Genomic DNA, 16,527 nt, shown 5'->3' on the forward strand with positions numbered 1-16,527 from the left:
CGCTAAGCATAGGCTAGCCTGGGTTAGCTTACGACAGTGTGGCGTGTATGGTACGGATTACGGCGACGAATGCCAGCATGTTTTGCAGTGGCGTTGCCCGACGACGACAGCTAATGAGACTGTGAATCAACCTGCGAACCAGGCCCGGGCTTAAAAAGATGGCTTTGAGGAGAGAGTTAATCCGTATTATGCGACAGCATGACGCTGAGGGACGGGCGATAAAATGTTCTCGCTATGTAACAGGTGATTGTCTTTTGACCAATAACTACGGGTCAGGCTGTGCAGGTCCACAACCCATTTGAACACGCCTGCATATGCCAGTTCATTATAGAATTGCTCATAGGTAGATTCCCCTGAGAAAATCCGTCTGGCTGCTTCACGGGTTAATTCGCCGCAGGAACAACTACTTACCTTCACCAGGCGGCGATGATTTTTTAGCGAGATATACGAATCAGTACAGGTAATAAGTTTAATATTCCCCGTTGCAACAAAATAGATGTAATGAGAGATGTTGTTACGGCGTAAATCCGATGTCAGAGAAATAAAGTCCAGGTTATGTCTGACTCTTTCGAAAAATCCATCAAATTCATCATGTAATTCCATTTTTCCCTCATACATTGTGTTTAGTTCTAATGATTATAATTGATATGCTAATGCTCAAAGGTTAGTGTTATTCATATTCTAATAGTCACTGCGGGTTATTTTATATGGCTGGATAAAAAGGAACAGTGTTTCAATTGTTACTGAGTATTGCTGTCCTGGTTTGGGGCGCAAAGCATGGAGCGAATAATCGCGACATTATTGATACTCAGGCATTTTGGCTTTTCCCTTACAGAAAGTGAGCAGCCTGTTATGTGGTAAATGTATAGGGTTATCCTTGCAGGTAAATGTTTGACGCATTTTGGTTATACCGATTAAATGTTTCTTCTTTTCATTGAATATCTCAAAAATGGCTTATACTGTTACAGGCTAAGACAAAACGTTAACAGGAGAGTATGCGATGAAAAAAGTATTGTTAGGGACAATGGCTGCGTTATCTATGGTGGCATTTAGTACTTCTGCAGCAGACCTGATTTCTAAGGATGAAGCCCATCACTTTAAACTGGAATACATCGGTAACGTTTCAGTAGGGGCTACTAATGGACAGGTTTCTTCGCCGTCCGATCTGCACAAAAAACTGTCCGAGTTGGCCGATAAAAAAGGCGGCAAATATTACGTGATTATTGCGGCGCGTGAGCATGGCCCAAACTTTGAAGCTGTTGCAGAAGTCTTTAAGTAAAAACTAAAGCACTCGTTATTGATAAGGCTCGCTTCGGCGGGTCTTTTTTGTATTTTGAGGCGGTTAACGCGATATGCGTGAAACTGGATGTTGTCGAGTGGGCTGTGTCGCCGCATAATAACGCCGACCTCCGCAGGTGCGGGGTTAAGTTCGAGCTTTTACTCGTGACTGAAGGAATTGTAATGGAACGGCGTAATTTTCTAAAAAGCGCAGCCGCACTCTCCACGCTGGGTCTTGTCAGCCCGGTCTTCTCTGAAAGTAAACAGGTTGCTCAACCTGCCGTTGTCTCCTCAGGCAAAACCCGTCGCTTCGTGATGACGCAAACCTATAGCCTGAAAGCGCCGAAAGGGTCTGAAGGGCGGGTGAATTTGTGGATCCCGGTGCCAGAAGATACCGCCTTCCAACAGTTACTCGATCTCTCCTTCAGTGGTAACTATCAGAAAGCAACGCTCAATGCCAACAACCGCTATGGCGCGAAAACGTTGTTTGTAACCTGGCCTGATTCGAAAGGCGCGTTGGATATTAAAGTCGAAATGACCATTGAAACGCGCGACTGGGAAGTGCTTAAAGAAAATAAACTGGCGGACTGGCAGTTGCCTGAAAGCGATGCCGTGATTCCGGATGAAATTAAACCGTTCCTGCAGGCGACGGCCCATATTCCGGTTGATGGTCTGGTGAAAGAGACGGCGCTTAAGATCATCGGAAAGGAAAAAGCCCCGATTAAACAGGCTCACCTGATTCATGACTGGGTCAGCACCCATATGCATCGTGACGATGCGGTGATTGGCTGCGGTACCGGTGACGTCGGTGAGATTCTGAAGACCAATAAACTCGGCGGAAAATGCACCGATATCAACTCCGTTTTTGTCGCGCTGTGCCGTGCTGTCGGTATTCCGGCGCGCGAGATGTTTGGTATTCGTCTGGGCTCGACCATCAAGCTCGATAACTATTCCAAAAAAGCCTTTGGCAGCGCGGATGCTCAGGGCGTAGCGAAAGTGAGCGGGGGGCAGCACTGTCGTGCAATGTTCTGGCTGGCCGGTTTTGGTTGGGTGCCTGCGGACCCGGCGGATGTGACAAAAATGCGCCTCACCGAGAAAAAAGAAAACGGTGACCCGGCGGTGAAAGCGGTTAACGACTATCTCTTCGGCAACTGGGAGATGAACTGGGTCGGCTTTAACCACGCACGCGATTTCGCGCTGTTCCCGGCGTCTGAACAGGGTGACATTAACAACCTTGGCTACCCGTATGCGGAAGTGGACGGCGACCCGCTGAACTTCTACGATCCTGCGCTTTTCAGCTATGACTATGTCAGCGTCGAACAGCATTAAGGGCGGGCTGGTTACGCTTCTGGCGGCGGTTATCGCCGCCGGAGCGTCAACGCTGTGCTGCATCGGGCCGCTGTTGTATCTGGTATTTGGTATCTCTGCGGCGGGGCTTATCGGTATTCCTGGCGCAACCTGGCTTCAGATCCCTATGCTGCTGCTGTCGCTCGGTCTGATGGCGCGCGGTTTCTGGCGTTTATATCTGTCGCCGAAGCCCATCTGCGTGAACGTGGTGAGCCGCCAGGCGCTGGTGTGGCTGTACTGGCTGTCGGTGCCGCTGGTGCTGGCTCTGCTCACGTATCCGTACGTGCTGCCCTGGATTTGGGAGATGATGGAATGAAAAAATTACTGTGTATCGCGCTGTTGTTGGCCGCGCCCCTGAGCTGGGCGGGAGATAAGCTGGTAACCATCGATGTGGGTGAAATGAACTGTTCGCTGTGCGTGATTTCCATTAATCAGGCGTTGCGTAGCACCGATGGTGTGATTAAAGCGAAAGCCTCGTTGAAGACGCGTCAGGCGCTGGTGACTGTTCCTGATAACTTTGATAATCAGCGACTGCTTACGGCAATTGCGAAGACCGGTTTTAAAGGCGAAATAAACAACGTCTCTGAAGTACAATAAGGCCTGGTTGGCGAGTCGGATAAAAACGGGCTCGCCACGATTGCCCTCATTTTATTTATATCCTGAATGTATTCTGTTTTTGGCTGATCGGCGCCATGAGCTCTTTTAAACGTTCATAGCGTTGCTCTGGGGTTAAATAATAGACTAAAAAGGAATTTTTAATTTTTGGCTCCCGCTGCCAGAGTATTTTCATAATCTGAAGATATGATTCAATGTTTTTCATTGTGCACCTCCTGTGGTGTGATAAAAATATAACCCACAAAAAGATGAAGAAAAACGGATGGGATGGTTTGAAGTGTTCCGGGTTTAGGAAATGCCCGCCGTTGCCAGCGGGCGAATACCATTAGAATTGATATACCAGGCCGACACCGACAACGTCATCGGTAGAAATACCGTTGTTATTGTAGAATGCGTCGTCTTCGTCCAGCAGGTTGATTTTATAATCAACGTAGGTGGACATGTTTTTGTTGAAGAAGTAGGTCATACCCACATCCGCATATTTGACCAGGTCTTTATCACCCACACCATTGGTGGTTTGCAGGTCTTTTCCTTTAGACATCAGGAAGGAAATGGCCGGGCGCAGGCCGAAGTCGAACTGGTACTGTGCGGTCACTTCGAAGTTCTGCGTTTTGTCTGCAATACCGCCGCCATTGTCGCTGCTGGAGCTGCCGTACGGCGTCATGTTGCGGGTTTTAGAGTACATGGTCGCCAGATAAATATTATTGGCATCGTACTTCATACCTACGGTCCATGCGTCGGCTTTATCGCCGCCTGCATAAGCACTGTTTGCCGGGATACCCGCGTTAACCTGGTCATTAGTACGGTCAGAGGAGGCGTAGGCGGCGCCAACGGTGAAGCCCATACCGATGTCATAGGTTGATGCGAGACCCCAGCCGTCGCCGTTCTCGTTACGGATGTTACGGCCATTGCTGTTGCCTGTGCCTTCGTTGGCGCTACAGAAATTCTCGTCGCAGTTGTTACCTTCGTTATTCCCCTGATACTGCAGCGCGAAATTCAAACCATCTACCAGACCAAAGAAGTCGCTGTTGCGATAGGTTGCCACGCCGTTAGCACGGCCTGTCATAAAGTTATCTGCTTTGGTGTAAGAGTCGCCGCCGAATTCCGGCAGCATATCGGTCCAGCCTTCAATGTCGTACAGGACACCGTAGTTACGGCCATAATCGAAGGAGCCGTATTCCCCAAATTTAAGGCCCGCGAACGCCAGACGTGTCCAGGACTGATCGCTACTGGATTCGGTATTGTTCGCCTGAACGTTGTATTCCCACTGACCGTAGCCAATCAGCATGTCGTTAATCTGCGTTTCACCTTTAAAACCCAGACGCACATAGCTCATGTCACCATCGCTGTTAGTGTCATCAGAGAAATAATGCAGACCATCCACTTTGCCGTAGAGATCTAATTTGTTGCCATCTTTGTTATAAATTTCTGCTGCGTGAGCGGCGCCTGCGCAAAGCAGTGCAGGGATGACAAGGGCCAGTACTTTTCTTTTCATTTAATTATTCCTTTAGTTTGTTTTTATACACTCGATTCCCGTTGGGGAACTCACGCATGCTAATTGAGTCAAAGAGGAGATGGTAAAAAACAATTGTTACGGAATAAGCAAATTCTCAAGAATATAATTCCTGTGAAACAGTGATAGTTGTGATGAATATATTCAGTGGATATATACAAAATATAAATTATACAAAGCGGGGTTTTCGCAGTAAGATGCTGCCGTTATATGCCTTTATTGTCACACACTGTTTTATTGACGTGTGCCGTTTTTATTTTCGTCTTTATAAAATTTAAGCCCGAATAACTATTCGGGCTTTTTTTTACTGATTGAGCAAAAACTTATTCTCCGGCGGCCGGTTTTTCTGCTTTACCCGCCAGCATCGCCAGGAAGTCATAACGTTTTTGCAGATCGTCTGCCGCATCCTTCCAGAGCTGTTCTGCCACTTCCGGCTGCTGCGTATTAAGACGGCGGAAGCGCTGCTCGTTCATCAGCGTTTCATCCAGCGCCGCTGACGGCGGGCGAGAGTCCAGCATCAGCGGAATTTTGCCTTCATCGGCACGACGCGGGTCGAAACGGAACAGCGGCCAGAAACCGGATGCAGTCAGCTGACGCATCTGATCGTGGCTCAGAGCCAGGTCGTAACCGTGCTCTTCACACGGGCTATAGGCAATAATCAACGACGGCCCCGGATACGACTCCGCTTCCTGTATTGCTTTCACCGTCTGGTTAAGCTGCGCGCCCAGCGAAATCTGCGCCACGTACACATGCCCGTACATCATCATGCTTACGCCAAGGTCTTTACGCGCTTTGCGCTTCCCGTGCTCGCCAAATTTCGTGACTGCGCCGAGCGGGGTGGCTTTCGAGGCCTGACCACCGGTGTTGGAGTAACACTGAGTGTCCAGCACCAGAATGTTGACGTTCTCGGTCAAGCTCATCACGTGATCCAGACCGCCAAAGCCAATATCATAGGCCCAACCGTCGCCGCCAATCAGCCAGACCGATTTCTCGACCAGCGCATCGGCGTCCGTCAGCAGCTCTTGCGCGCCTTCAACATTTGCCAGTGCCGCGCGAAGCTGAGCGACCTGTTCCCGGCGAACTTCCGGCGTGGCATCGGCGTGCAGCGCCTCATGCAGTTCTGCCGGAATGTGCTCTGCAAAGGCGTCCAGCAGACGCATCACGCGCTGGCGATGCTGGTCGACCGTCAGGCGGAAGCCAAGGCCGAATTCGGCGTTATCTTCAAAAAGTGAGTTCGCCCATGCCGGGCCGCGACCATTAATATCGGTGGTGTACGGCGTAGAGGGCAGGTTCCCGCCATAGATTGAAGAACACCCGGTGGCGTTGGCAATCAGCATACGGTCACCGTAAAGCTGGGTCAGTAACTTAATGTACGGCGTCTCGCCGCAACCAGAACAGGCACCAGAGTATTCGAACAGCGGGGTGATCAACTGCGAAGTTCGGATGTCGATACGTTCCAGTTTGCTGCGGTCTATTTCTGGCAGGTCAAGGAAGAAGTCATAGTTCACTTTCTCTTCTTCCACATGCTCCAGCCGCGACATCATATTGATGGCTTTGATTTCCGGGTTCTGTCGGTCTTTGGCCGGGCAAACTTCGACGCACAAATTACAGCCAGTGCAATCTTCCGGCGCGACCTGCAGAACATATTTCTGACCGCGCATATCGCGGGATTTCACATCCAGCGAGTGCAGGGAAGATGGCGCGTTTTCCATTGCTTCCGGGGAGACCACTTTGGCGCGGATTGCCGAGTGAGGGCAGGCAGCGACGCAGTGGTTGCATTGGGTACAGAGTTCCTCTTTCCAGATGGGGATCTCTTCGGCAATGTTGCGTTTCTCCCATTTTGTGGTGCCTACGGGCCAGGTACCATCCGGCGGCAGCGCAGAGACGGGCAGGGCATCGCCCAGGCCCGCCAGCATCGCGGCGGTGACGGTTTTCACAAAATCAGGCGCGGCGTCGGAAACGACCGGTGGGCGGTTCGGGCTGCTGGCAACCACTGGCTCCAGCGGTACGGCAAACAGCGATTCGCGGGCCAGCGCCAGCGCCTGCCAGTTACGCTCAACCAGATCCTGGCCTTTGCTGCTGTAGCTTTTGGCAATCGCGCCCTGCAATTCCATTAGCGCACTATCGCCCGGCAGGATTTGCGTCAGGTGGAAGAACGCCATCTGCATCACCGTGTTAATGCGCGCTGCCAGGCCGCATTCTCGGGCGATTTTCGCGGCGTTAATCACATAGAAACGCGCTTTTTTTTGATTCAACACCGCCTGCACTTCCTGTGGCAGACGCGCCCACACTTCATCCGCGTGATACGGCGTATTGAGCAGGAAAATACCGCCAGGTTTGAGGCGTTCCGCCATCTGGTACTTATCAATAAACTGTAGCTGGTGGCAGCCGACGAAATCGGCCTGAGCCACCAGGTAAGCTGAGCGAATCGGCTCCTCGCTGACGCGCAAATGCGACACGGTCAGACCGCCGGCTTTTTTCGAGTCATAAACGAAATAACCCTGCGCAAACCACGGCGTCGAGTTACCGATAATCTTAATATTATTTTTCGTCGCAGAAACGCTGCCGTCGCTGCCGAGGCCGTAGAAGAGGGCTTCCAGCTTCGCGCGTGACGGCAGGCTGTTTTCTGGCAGCGCCAGCGACAGGTTGGTAACGTCGTCATAAATCCCGACGGTAAAGCGCGGTTTCGGTTTTGCCTGCGAGAGTTCGCTGAAGATGGCCAGTACACATTCCGGCCCGAACTCTTTCGAGGAGAGACCGTAGCGGCCACCGATAACGCGCGGCAGCGTTTCGCGCTCGCCCTGATTAAAGGCTTCCGCCAGTGCGGTCATCACGTCGAGGTAAAGCGGTTCGGCCTGTGCACCGGGTTCTTTTGTACGATCGAGCACCGCCACGCTACGCGCGCTTTCCGGCAGCGCCTGTAGCAGATGTTGCGCTGAGAAAGGACGATACAGTCGTACTTTGAGAACGCCCACTTTCTCACCGCGCGTCAGCAGTTCATCGACAACTTCTTCGCAGGTGCCGATGGCGGAACCCATAATGACGATGACACGTTCCGCCTGGGGATGGCCGTAGTATTCAAACGGTTTATATTCGCGACCGGTGGCATCAGCGAAGTCGCGCATGGTTTGCTCGACATGCGTGTAAACAGCGTTGTACCACGGATTAGTGGCTTCACGAGACTGGAAATAGGTGTCCGGATTGGCAGAGGTGCCACGGATAACCGGATGTTCCGGATTTAGCGCCCGGGCGCGGTGCGCGGCAATCTCTTCCTCTGGCATCAACGCACGAAGGGTGTCATCAGCCAGCGGCACAATCTTGTTAATTTCGTGCGACGTCCGAAAACCATCGAAGAAATGAATAAATGGAATGCGGCTCTTCAGCGTAGCGACATGGGAAATCAGCGCAAAATCCTGCGCTTCCTGTACGCTACCGGCGCACAGCATGGCACAACCGGTCTGTCGGACGGCCATCACGTCAGAGTGATCGCCAAAAATTGAAAGCGCGTGTGTGGCCACAGTACGCGCGGCGACGTGCAGCACAAACGGCGTTAACTGACCGGCCAGTTTGTACAGGGTTGGGATCATCAGCAGTAATCCCTGCGATGACGTGAAAGAGGTGGAGAGGGCGCCGGTCTGCAATGCGCCGTGCACGGCGCCGATGGCCCCGGCTTCAGACTGCATTTCGACCACGCGAGGCGTATCGCCCCACACGTTTTTCAGGCCGTTGCCTGCCCAGGCGTCAGCCTGTTCAGCCATCGTGGAACTGGGTGTAATGGGGTAAATCGCGATAACTTCGCTGGTGCGAAACGCGACGCTTGCTACTGCGCCATTACCATCAACTGTGATCATTGAGAACACCTTACATTGCGCAAAAAGACGCTCGGGGAAAAATCCGCGAACCTGATAAACATCATTCTGTACGTCGTAAAGCCAACAAAAATCCGCGACGTTACTGGGGATGATTTCTTATAAAGTCTAGCAAACGTCAGGCTGAATCATTTTTGCTTTTGTGTCCTTGATGCAGAGTAGTGACCCGCATCAGATGATTCTGGTCATAAAAATTGACAGAAAATGTTTCTGGAGCGCATAAATGCGCGTTCCCTCTCTCGACGGACCGGCTTCTGATGCCTATGATGCATAGGTTTGCTAATTATTTTGCTACGGAGAGAGACACATGCGAGCAGCGTTTTTCGTGGGGTGTGCTGCCTTATTATTGTCGGCGTGCAGCAGTGAGCCCGTTCAGCAGGCTACCGCCGCACACGTTTCACCAGGAATGAGAGCAGCCATGTCCAATTCCGGGCAAGCTAACTGCGCCATGATTGGCGGCTCACTTTCTGTGGCCAGACAGCTCGACGGTTCCAGTATCGGCATGTGTGCGTTACCTAACGGTAAACGTTGCAGCGAGCAATCCCTCGCCGTCGGAAGCTGTGGGAATTACTAACCCGGTTAATTTACCAGGTCAGACAGTTTATAAATCAGCGTATGCTGCGCCGTGGCCAGGGTCAATTGCGACTCGGTCAAATCAACCTGTGCGCCTTGAGAAAGCATAGTGCTGATTGTTTTATCCAGTTCGTTAAGCTGCGGGTCGGTGCAGAGCTTGCGCGTCATCGCCAGTTCTTTAACTTTCAGCTCACCGTCAGACACACGACCCGTACCATTGAACTGGTTACACATATTGCCCGAAACGTGCAACTGATGAATGATCCCCGTTTGCTGGCCGAAACTGAGTTCCAGTGGCGTTTTACTCTTCGTTAACGCTTTGCCATCTACGCTTTCCAGTACGAAGCGATGGTGCTGAAGTTGTTCCGCGCCCGTCGAGACTTTGCTGTTGTAGACACATCCCGCCAGCAGTGCAACGGCTGCTACCAGGTAGACCTTTCTGTTCATTAGTATCCCCGAGAGATTATTCACTCAATCAATGTTTCTGGAGTGTAACTTTACAACCAACAGAGTCTGTGGGGATTATCTGAAAGTGCTTCGTGAAAGTCTTATGCGGGCATTCGTATCACCTTATGCCCGCAGACAAAAAGTTTAGCGGTCGGCGACTCTTTTCCCAAGCGCATCAAAAAGATGGAGGTGAGATTCCTGCACGCTGAGCGTGAGGGTTGTGCCCGGAGTGAAGCTCAACTGCTGGAATGATTTCAGACAAAGTGAATGTCCGTTAAGGTCCATCCACACCAGCGTGGAATCCCCCTGAAGTTCACAAAGTCGCGTTTGTGCCGTCAATGAGAAATCGCCCGCCTGCTGGTACTGAATGTGTTCCGGACGAATCGCGACAAACACTTTATCACCTTCGCTAACCCCTGTTAGCGGCTGAGAAAGAGGGAAGGTGATCGTGTCTGCTATATGCAATGCCCCTTCGCGCCAGACGGCCGGCAGAATATTGATTTTAGGCGTGCCGATAAACTCCGCGACAAACAGGTTTGCCGGATGATTGTAGAGCTCCAGGGGCGTACCAACCTGCTCAATTTTCCCTTTATATAACACCACAATCCGGTCTGCGAGGGTCATTGCTTCAACCTGATCGTGCGTTACATAGATCATGGTATTTTGCAGGGTATTATGCAGTTGCTGAATCTCCTGGCGCATCTCGACACGCAGTGCGGCATCCAGGTTGGAGAGCGGTTCGTCAAACAGAAAGAGCTCAGGCTGCTGGACAATGGAGCGGCCAATTGCCACGCGCTGGCGCTGACCGCCTGACAAATTTTGCGGTAAACGTTCGAGCATTTCATCAAGCTTAAGCATTGTCGCCGCATGGGTGATGCGTTTATCGATTTCATCGGCCGGCGTGCGCAGGTTGCGCAAACCAAACGACAGGTTTTCTTTCACCGTCATATGTGGGTAAAGGGCGTATGACTGGAATACCATCGACAGATTGCGCTTGCCAGCGGCGACGTCCGTAACATCGCGATCGCCCATTTTAAGTGTGCCGCCATCGGGCGACTCCAGCCCGGCGATAATGCGCAGCAGGGTTGATTTCCCGCATCCTGACGGCCCCACCAGCACGATGAATTCCCCGGACGCGATCTCCAGCGACAAATTTTCAATAATGGTGCTTTTATCATAAACCTTGTGAATGTTTTTCAGGCTCAGCGCGGTCATAGCGTCTCCTTGTCATTTCGATGCACGGCAATCAGGGTGAGGAGTTCATCAGTTTTATCCGCCAGCAGGGCAACACTGGCGCGGGTTTCCACATTCAACCGTAACAGCGGTTCGGTGTTGGAGGCGCGCAGATTAAAGCGCCAGTCGGTAAAATCGAGACTTAGTCCGTCGCAGTCGTCGCGCTGTGCTTTATCATGCTGATAGTGCTGCGCCACGCAGGCCATCACATGCGCGGGATCGGCAACGGTCATGTTCAATTCGCCAGATACCGGAAAACGTGCCTGTGCCAGCGTCACTAAAGAGGAGAGAGAGCACTTATCCTGGCCGATAATTTGCAGCATCAGCACCAGCGGGATCATGCCGCTGTCGCAGTAGCCAAAATCACGGAAATAGTGATGACCGCTCATTTCGCCGCCGTAAATCGCGTCTTCCTCGCGCATACGGGCTTTGATAAATGCATGGCCGGTTTTGCTGATAATTGGTTTACCGCCTGACTGGGCGACCCTCTCCAGCGTGTTCCAGGTCAGGCGCGGGTCCAGGAGGATGGTTTCTCCTGATACCTGCCGGAGAAAATGCCCGGCGAACAAGCCCACGAGATAGTAGCTTTCGACAAATTCGCCGCGCTCGTCGAAGAAGAAGCAGCGGTCAAAATCGCCGTCCCAGGCAACGCCAAAATCGGCGTGATGATCGATGACCGCCTGACGGGTGGCCTGACGATTTTCGGCCAGCATCGGGTTAGGGATGCCCGCCGGGAAGGTACCATCCGGCTGGTGATGTATGCGGATAAACTCGACGTTAATCCCCCGTGATTTCAACCCGGCGTCCAGCGCATCCAGCGCCGGGCCAGCGGTACCATGCCCGGCATTCACCACAATGCGTAACGGGCGAATCGGTGCATGATGCATAAATCGCAGCAGGCAGGCGACCCATGCCGGACGATTATCGTAGTGAATCACCTGGCCGCGATGGACGGTGGGGGGGAACTGATTCTTTTCGGCCAACGCTTTCACTTCCAGCAATCCATTATCATTACTGACCGGCCGCGCTTCTTCGCGCACCAGCTTCATACCGTTGTAGTTGGCTGGATTGTGGCTGGCGGTGACCTGAATACCGCCGTCCGCGCGCAGTTCGCGCGTGACGAAGTAGATCTCTTCTGTGCCGCTCAGGCCAATATCTATTACATCGACGCCACTGGCGGTCAGCCCATCGATCAGGGCGTTTTTCAATGTTTCAGAACTCAGGCGGATATCGGCACCGACCACGACCCGGCGCGGATGCAGCCACGCCGCCCAGGCGCGGCCAATGCGAAAAGCGATTTCCGGGGTCAGATTGACGCCCACTTCGCCACGAATGTCATAGGCTTTAAAACAAGTTAGTTCGTCCATAATCTACTCTTCGGTTTACTGAATTCTCAGGCCGATTCCCGGATGACGAGCTGCCTTGGCAGTTCATAATGGGTAACGGGCCCGGTGTTTAAAAGTAATTCCACAGCGATTTCCCCTTTACGCTCTGCGTTTTGCGCAATGGTGGTTAGCCCTACGCCATCAACGTCGACCGCCAGATTATCGAACCCGGTAACGGCGACTTGTTGAGGCACTGCCAGCCCGGCGCGATGGCAATAACGAAGGGCGCCGACGGCAAAGCGGTCAGAAAGGCATATCAGAGCGGTAATGTCAGGGTGAGCGGTGAGGAGCGCCTGTGCAGCGGTTTCCCCGTGATCTTCATCGTGGCGAGTTTCGTATAGCCAGCAGCGATCAACATTCACGTCATTGGCCAGAAAAGCGTCGCGGCAGGCGTTGACGCGGGTCAGCATCAGGGTGTTATCGCCCGTGATGGGCTCCCTGAGGGAGCGCATTCCGAGGGCATTGGCCTGTGATGCGAAGGCGATAATGCCAAAGCGACGATGTCCTTTGCCCAGCAGATAGTGGGCGACGTCGTGCATCGCCCCCGCGTTGTCGATAGACACGCTGCTGTAACCCGGAAACTGGAAATCCAGCGTGACCACGCGTTGGCCGCGAACCAGGATCTGCTGGATGACATCTGCGCTGTTGTGGGTGGCATTGAGGATGTAGCCATCAACCAGTGCGGTGAGCGAGGTGGTTCCGGTTTGCTGCGATTTACGCAGAGGAATTAACGCCAGATTGACGTCCTGTGCCTCGCAGCGCGAAGCGATGCCACGCATCAGCGCGATGTCATGGGGATCGATAAACACATAGCTCATTGAGTCATTAAAAATGACGCCAATGGTGTTGGCTTTCCCGGTACGCAGTGCGCGTGCCAGTTTGTCCGGACCCTGAAAACCAATTTCATTGGCATAACGTAAAATGTGTTCGCGTAATTCAGGCGACAATTTTTCCGGATTATTCCATGCATTAGAAACCGTGGTGTGCGAGACGCCTAATACCGTTGCCAATGATTTGATGGTAATGCGTGGTGTATTATTTTTATCACGTGGATTTATTTTCATCTGATAATCTATATTTTTTATTTATATATTCTCTTAGTAAATGTTTTTGTGTTTTTTAAATTCAACTGGCGCTGAGTTTAACGTTAAACAAAAATAGTTTTGTGATGTGTTTAACGTTAAACAAAAAAGCAGGGTGCTAATTTACGCTCCATTCAAAAGCAGCTTTCAATGATTTAATTGTCCTTTCTATGGAAGAGGAGAGATAAAGTGAAGACCGCAATGATTGCTAAATTAACGGCATCAGCATTACTGATGCTTTCACTGTCTGGCTGTGGCCCAGATGAAAAACCGGCGGATGAAACGGCGAAAACGCCAATTAAAATGTGGGTGGCGCCGAATGAGAATGAAGAAGCTTTCTGGAATACGATGGTAAAAGAGTGGAATAAAGATCCGTCACATACCCCCGTCGAATTCACCACTATTCCTGCGGCAAATAGTTCCGAAGAAGCCATAATGAATGCGCTGGCATCCGGAACGGAACCTGATTTATCCAGCAATATCTTTATCGGTTTCGCGAGCCAGCTCGATGAAATTGGCCAAACTGAAGACCTGTCGAAAATGCCGGGTTACGATGAGCTGATTAAAAATCGTCAAATGACAAATATTGTTCCTGCGTGGAAACTAAACGGCAAACAGACCGTGTTGCCGATTTATGTTAACCCCATCGTTTGGTGGTGGCGCGGTGATTTGCTCAAGCAATACGGTTTTGACCATGTGCCTACGCGCTACGATGAACTCTACCAACTGGCGGAAAAACGCGCGCAGGATAACAACGGCTACACCATCCAGCTCACCGCCGGGAAAAACTGGTGGGAGCGCTGGTTCGACCTTATCCCACTGTACTACGCGCAGAGCAATGGACAATCCTATATTATTGATAATAAAGCGCAGTTTAACGACCCTTCGGGGCTGTCTGTACTAACGTTTATGGGAAAAGTCTTCAACAGCAAATGGAGTAGCTACGACTTCACCTCTGCAGACGATCCGCTGGCAAGCGGGCAGGTGCTGGCTTCCGCGCGTGGCCCTTGGGATCTTGCCCGTTATCGTAAGCAGTACCCGGAAGTGCTGAAATCCATTCAGATTGGCCCTATGCTGACGGAAAAAGGTTCCGCGCATCCGCACACCTTTGGCGACAGTAAAGGAATGGTTATCTTCAATTCCAGTAAGCACAAAGCCGAAGCCTGGGCATTTATGCAATGGGTGTTCAGCAATGCCGAACATGACCGTACCTGGCTTGAGCTGACCGGGATGCCGCCAGCGCGTGCCGACCTGCTCAGCAACCCAACCTTTGTCAGCTACTTTGATAAAAATCCGCTGGAAAAAGAGATAGCGTCGTATGTTGATGTTGCGCTGCCACCGGTTGCTACCACGCAAACCACGGAAATTCAGCGCAGCATGACGCAAATGCTGGAAGAAGTGATTTTCAAAAATACCGATCCCGTTAAAGCGCTTGAGCAATCATCCCAGGAAATTAACACCCTACTGGCGAAATAAGGGGAAATAATGGCTGGATATGATTCCCGCACCGGAGGCCTTTTGGCCTCCACCTGGGTCGGATATTCACTTGTATTCTGGTTTTATCCTTTGGCCTGGTTGGCAGTACTTAGTGTGACCCAATGGCAGTTTATTGGCACACCGAAATTCACCGGTCTGCAAAATTTAATTGGCGTAATGCAGGATAAACTCTTTTGGCAATCCATGTGGAACGTGTGCCGTTTTTTAATGTGGTATTTGCCGATTGTATTTATTTCATCAATGTTATTTGCGGCCGGCCTGAAGAAAATTAAGTACGGTAAATCGTTTATTGCCCTCAGTTTTCTTTTGGCCAATATTTCGTCGGGCGTGGCTTACTCCATCGTTTTTTCTAAATTGTTTAGCGAGTACGGGCCGGTGAATCAATTTTTACGTGAATGGTTGGGCGTTTCAGTGCCCTGGTTCACCAACCCGGACTGTGCGATGTTATCCATTGCGCTAATCGTTACGTGGAAATTTGTGGGTTATTATGGGCTCATACTTTATTCCGGCATGCTGGCTATTCCGAAGGATATTTACAGTGCGGCGTTATTAGACAAAACCGGGAAATTTAAACAGAGTTGGGCAATCACCTTACCGATGATGAACGCGCAAATCGTGATGGTGGTGGTGCTGGCGATGACCGTGGCTTTTGCCATCTTCAACGAACCGTACCTGATTACCGGCGGCGGCCCACTCAACAGCACCACCAGCCCGATGGTGGTGATGTATGAAGTGGCGTTCCAGAAAATGAAACCCACCTGGGCGGCAACCATGTCGATTATCGTGGCGGCATGCAGCTTCCTGGCGATCTGGATCTTCCGCAAACTGTATGAAAAAAATATCGAGATTGTGTGAATGAAAAAGCTCACTCCCTTGAGTCTTGTAATCCACGCGCTGATGTTTCTGCTGGCGCTAACCTGGCTCTATCCGTTTATCTGGATGGTCATCTCGTCACTGAAACCGACGGCGGAAATCTATACCACCGGGTTGTTCTCCGGTCATTTGACGCTGGAGAACTACACCTTTTTGTTTGATAACAGTAATCGCGCTGATAAACCGTTTTTACGGACATTATGCAACTCGCTGTTTGTCTCCATCACCATTACCGCCTGCGTGACAATCACTTCCATGCTGGTGGGGTATGCTGTGGCAAAAACGGAGTTTCGTGGCAAAAATGCATTTCGTAACCTGTTGATTGTGCAAATGGTCTTCCCGGTATTCATGTTCATTATTCCGCAGTTTGTACTGATGCGGGAACTGGGGCTTATCAACAGGTATAGCGCGATGATTCTGCCTTATGCCATGAGCGCGTGGGGGATTTTTATGGTGTCGCAAAGCTTTAAGGGTACGCCAAACGATTATCTCTACGCGGCACGTCTCGATCACGCCAGCCTGTGGGGCATCCTGCGTCATGTCATGATGCCATTGAATAAATCCATTCTGGCGATTGTCGCGTTGTTCACCTTTTCCAGTTCGTGGGACAACTTCCTGTGGCCGCTTATTGTGATGCGCGAGGTGGACAAAATGCCGTTCTCCGTGCTGCTGGCGACCTTCAGTAAATCGTATGGCGTTTACCTCGGGCCGGTGCTTGCGGGTTCAGTGGTGCAAATGTTGCCTATCGTCATTCTGTTTATTGTGTTCCGCAAATACTTCCTTGAAGGGATGTCGTTGTCACTCAAATAAGGTGC

The 16,527-nt window shown here is 51.3% G+C and carries 16 protein-coding genes; 8 read left to right on the forward strand and 8 right to left on the reverse strand.

All coding sequences use genetic code 11. From position 1 onward, the window contains the following. Positions 1-186 precede the first annotated feature (186 nt). The gene (locus tag F0Q32_RS20995; protein WP_149464632.1) at positions 187-603 is read right to left on the reverse strand and encodes a DUF1398 family protein; all 417 of its coding nucleotides are present in this window, start codon (positions 601-603) and stop codon (positions 187-189) included. Positions 604-1,000: 397 nt separating this feature from the next. Here F0Q32_RS20995 and F0Q32_RS21000 point away from each other — a divergent pair, with 397 nt between their 5' ends. The 4 genes from F0Q32_RS21000 to F0Q32_RS21015 all read left to right on the forward strand — a co-directional run bounded on the left by F0Q32_RS21000 (position 1,001) and on the right by F0Q32_RS21015 (position 3,222). After that, positions 1,001-1,279 carry a DUF1471 domain-containing protein gene (locus F0Q32_RS21000; RefSeq protein WP_015964590.1) on the forward strand — a complete coding sequence of 93 codons (279 nt, stop codon included), beginning with the start codon at positions 1,001-1,003 and terminating at the stop codon, positions 1,277-1,279. Positions 1,280-1,461: 182 nt separating this feature from the next. After that, the gene (locus F0Q32_RS21005; RefSeq protein ID WP_149464633.1) at positions 1,462-2,607 is read left to right on the forward strand and encodes a transglutaminase-like domain-containing protein; all 1,146 of its coding nucleotides are present in this window, start codon (positions 1,462-1,464) and stop codon (positions 2,605-2,607) included. After that, entirely contained in the window at positions 2,585-2,941 is a 357-nt protein-coding gene (locus F0Q32_RS21010) for a hypothetical protein (RefSeq protein ID WP_255475681.1), read from the forward strand. The genes F0Q32_RS21005 and F0Q32_RS21010 overlap by 23 nt, the downstream gene beginning before the upstream one ends. Then, on the forward strand, positions 2,938-3,222 hold the full coding sequence (locus F0Q32_RS21015; RefSeq protein WP_149464635.1) for a heavy-metal-associated domain-containing protein: 285 nt from the start codon (positions 2,938-2,940) through the stop codon (positions 3,220-3,222). The genes F0Q32_RS21010 and F0Q32_RS21015 overlap by 4 nt, the downstream gene beginning before the upstream one ends. A gap of 55 nt (positions 3,223-3,277) precedes the next feature. On the opposite strand, the gene F0Q32_RS26235 is transcribed toward F0Q32_RS21015, so the two are convergent. The 3 genes from F0Q32_RS26235 to nifJ all read right to left on the reverse strand — a co-directional run bounded on the left by F0Q32_RS26235 (position 3,278) and on the right by nifJ (position 8,604). Next, complete coding sequence (locus F0Q32_RS26235) at positions 3,278-3,445, reverse strand: hypothetical protein (protein WP_188016899.1); 168 nt, start codon at positions 3,443-3,445, stop codon at positions 3,278-3,280. Positions 3,446-3,565: 120 nt separating this feature from the next. Then, a complete protein-coding gene (gene ompC, locus F0Q32_RS21020; protein WP_149464636.1) occupies positions 3,566-4,735 on the reverse strand; it encodes a porin OmpC in 1,170 nt (389 codons plus the stop codon). Between the two features lie 341 nt (positions 4,736-5,076). Continuing rightward, complete coding sequence (gene nifJ, locus F0Q32_RS21025; RefSeq protein ID WP_149464637.1) at positions 5,077-8,604, reverse strand: pyruvate:ferredoxin (flavodoxin) oxidoreductase; 3,528 nt, start codon at positions 8,602-8,604, stop codon at positions 5,077-5,079. Between the two features lie 325 nt (positions 8,605-8,929). On the opposite strand from nifJ, the gene F0Q32_RS21030 reads away from it, so the two are divergent. Then, positions 8,930-9,196, forward strand: coding sequence for a DUF333 domain-containing protein (locus F0Q32_RS21030; protein WP_015964583.1), 267 nt, complete (start codon positions 8,930-8,932; stop codon positions 9,194-9,196). 5 nt (positions 9,197-9,201) lie between these two features. On the opposite strand, the gene hslJ is transcribed toward F0Q32_RS21030, so the two are convergent. The 4 genes from hslJ to F0Q32_RS21050 form a co-directional block, all read right to left on the reverse strand. Further along, a complete protein-coding gene (gene hslJ, locus F0Q32_RS21035) occupies positions 9,202-9,642 on the reverse strand; it encodes a heat shock protein HslJ (RefSeq protein WP_149464638.1) in 441 nt (146 codons plus the stop codon). A 144-nt stretch (positions 9,643-9,786) separates the two neighbouring features. After that, positions 9,787-10,857, reverse strand: a complete 1,071-nt coding sequence (locus tag F0Q32_RS21040; protein ID WP_149464639.1) for an ABC transporter ATP-binding protein — start codon at positions 10,855-10,857, stop codon at positions 9,787-9,789. After that, positions 10,854-12,242: a phosphomannomutase CpsG gene (locus F0Q32_RS21045; RefSeq protein WP_149464640.1), complete on the reverse strand. Its 1,389-nt coding sequence runs from the start codon at positions 12,240-12,242 to the stop codon at positions 10,854-10,856. Before F0Q32_RS21045 ends, F0Q32_RS21040 begins: the two co-directional genes overlap by 4 nt. A 26-nt stretch (positions 12,243-12,268) precedes the next feature. After that, positions 12,269-13,324 carry a LacI family DNA-binding transcriptional regulator gene (locus F0Q32_RS21050; protein ID WP_149464641.1) on the reverse strand — a complete coding sequence of 352 codons (1,056 nt, stop codon included), beginning with the start codon at positions 13,322-13,324 and terminating at the stop codon, positions 12,269-12,271. A gap of 219 nt (positions 13,325-13,543) precedes the next feature. Between F0Q32_RS21050 and F0Q32_RS21055 the strand changes: the two genes are divergently transcribed. The 3 genes from F0Q32_RS21055 to F0Q32_RS21065 are packed head-to-tail and all read left to right on the forward strand — an operon-like array spanning position 13,544 to position 16,522. Beyond that, complete coding sequence (locus F0Q32_RS21055; RefSeq protein ID WP_149464656.1) at positions 13,544-14,818, forward strand: ABC transporter substrate-binding protein; 1,275 nt, start codon at positions 13,544-13,546, stop codon at positions 14,816-14,818. Between the two features lie 9 nt (positions 14,819-14,827). Then, complete coding sequence (locus tag F0Q32_RS21060; protein WP_149464642.1) at positions 14,828-15,694, forward strand: carbohydrate ABC transporter permease; 867 nt, start codon at positions 14,828-14,830, stop codon at positions 15,692-15,694. Further along, complete coding sequence (locus F0Q32_RS21065) at positions 15,695-16,522, forward strand: carbohydrate ABC transporter permease (protein ID WP_149464643.1); 828 nt, start codon at positions 15,695-15,697, stop codon at positions 16,520-16,522. It begins immediately after the preceding gene. Positions 16,523-16,527 lie beyond the last annotated feature (5 nt).

The organism is Pseudocitrobacter sp. 73 (assembly GCF_008369545.1).
In the GTDB taxonomy this organism is placed as follows: Bacteria; Pseudomonadota; Gammaproteobacteria; order Enterobacterales; family Enterobacteriaceae; genus Pseudocitrobacter; species Pseudocitrobacter vendiensis.

Bases quoted from the DNA above. Each gene is read 5' to 3' on its own strand.
- F0Q32_RS20995 (WP_149464632.1), bottom strand. From the start codon at position 603: ATGGAATTACATGATGAATTTGATGGATTTTTCGAAAGAGTCAGACAT.
- F0Q32_RS21000 (WP_015964590.1), top strand. From the start codon at position 1,001: ATGAAAAAAGTATTGTTAGGGACAATGGCTGCGTTATCTATGGTGGCA.
- F0Q32_RS21005 (WP_149464633.1), top strand. From the start codon at position 1,462: ATGGAACGGCGTAATTTTCTAAAAAGCGCAGCCGCACTCTCCACGCTG.
- F0Q32_RS21010 (WP_255475681.1), top strand. From the start codon at position 2,585: ATGTCAGCGTCGAACAGCATTAAGGGCGGGCTGGTTACGCTTCTGGCG.
- F0Q32_RS21015 (WP_149464635.1), top strand. From the start codon at position 2,938: ATGAAAAAATTACTGTGTATCGCGCTGTTGTTGGCCGCGCCCCTGAGC.
- F0Q32_RS26235 (WP_188016899.1), bottom strand. From the start codon at position 3,445: ATGAAAAACATTGAATCATATCTTCAGATTATGAAAATACTCTGGCAG.
- ompC (WP_149464636.1), bottom strand. From the start codon at position 4,735: ATGAAAAGAAAAGTACTGGCCCTTGTCATCCCTGCACTGCTTTGCGCA.
- nifJ (WP_149464637.1), bottom strand. From the start codon at position 8,604: ATGATCACAGTTGATGGTAATGGCGCAGTAGCAAGCGTCGCGTTTCGC.
- F0Q32_RS21030 (WP_015964583.1), top strand. From the start codon at position 8,930: ATGCGAGCAGCGTTTTTCGTGGGGTGTGCTGCCTTATTATTGTCGGCG.
- hslJ (WP_149464638.1), bottom strand. From the start codon at position 9,642: ATGAACAGAAAGGTCTACCTGGTAGCAGCCGTTGCACTGCTGGCGGGA.
- F0Q32_RS21040 (WP_149464639.1), bottom strand. From the start codon at position 10,857: ATGACCGCGCTGAGCCTGAAAAACATTCACAAGGTTTATGATAAAAGC.
- F0Q32_RS21045 (WP_149464640.1), bottom strand. From the start codon at position 12,242: ATGGACGAACTAACTTGTTTTAAAGCCTATGACATTCGTGGCGAAGTG.
- F0Q32_RS21050 (WP_149464641.1), bottom strand. From the start codon at position 13,324: ATGAAAATAAATCCACGTGATAAAAATAATACACCACGCATTACCATC.
- F0Q32_RS21055 (WP_149464656.1), top strand. From the start codon at position 13,544: ATGATTGCTAAATTAACGGCATCAGCATTACTGATGCTTTCACTGTCT.
- F0Q32_RS21060 (WP_149464642.1), top strand. From the start codon at position 14,828: ATGGCTGGATATGATTCCCGCACCGGAGGCCTTTTGGCCTCCACCTGG.
- F0Q32_RS21065 (WP_149464643.1), top strand. From the start codon at position 15,695: ATGAAAAAGCTCACTCCCTTGAGTCTTGTAATCCACGCGCTGATGTTT.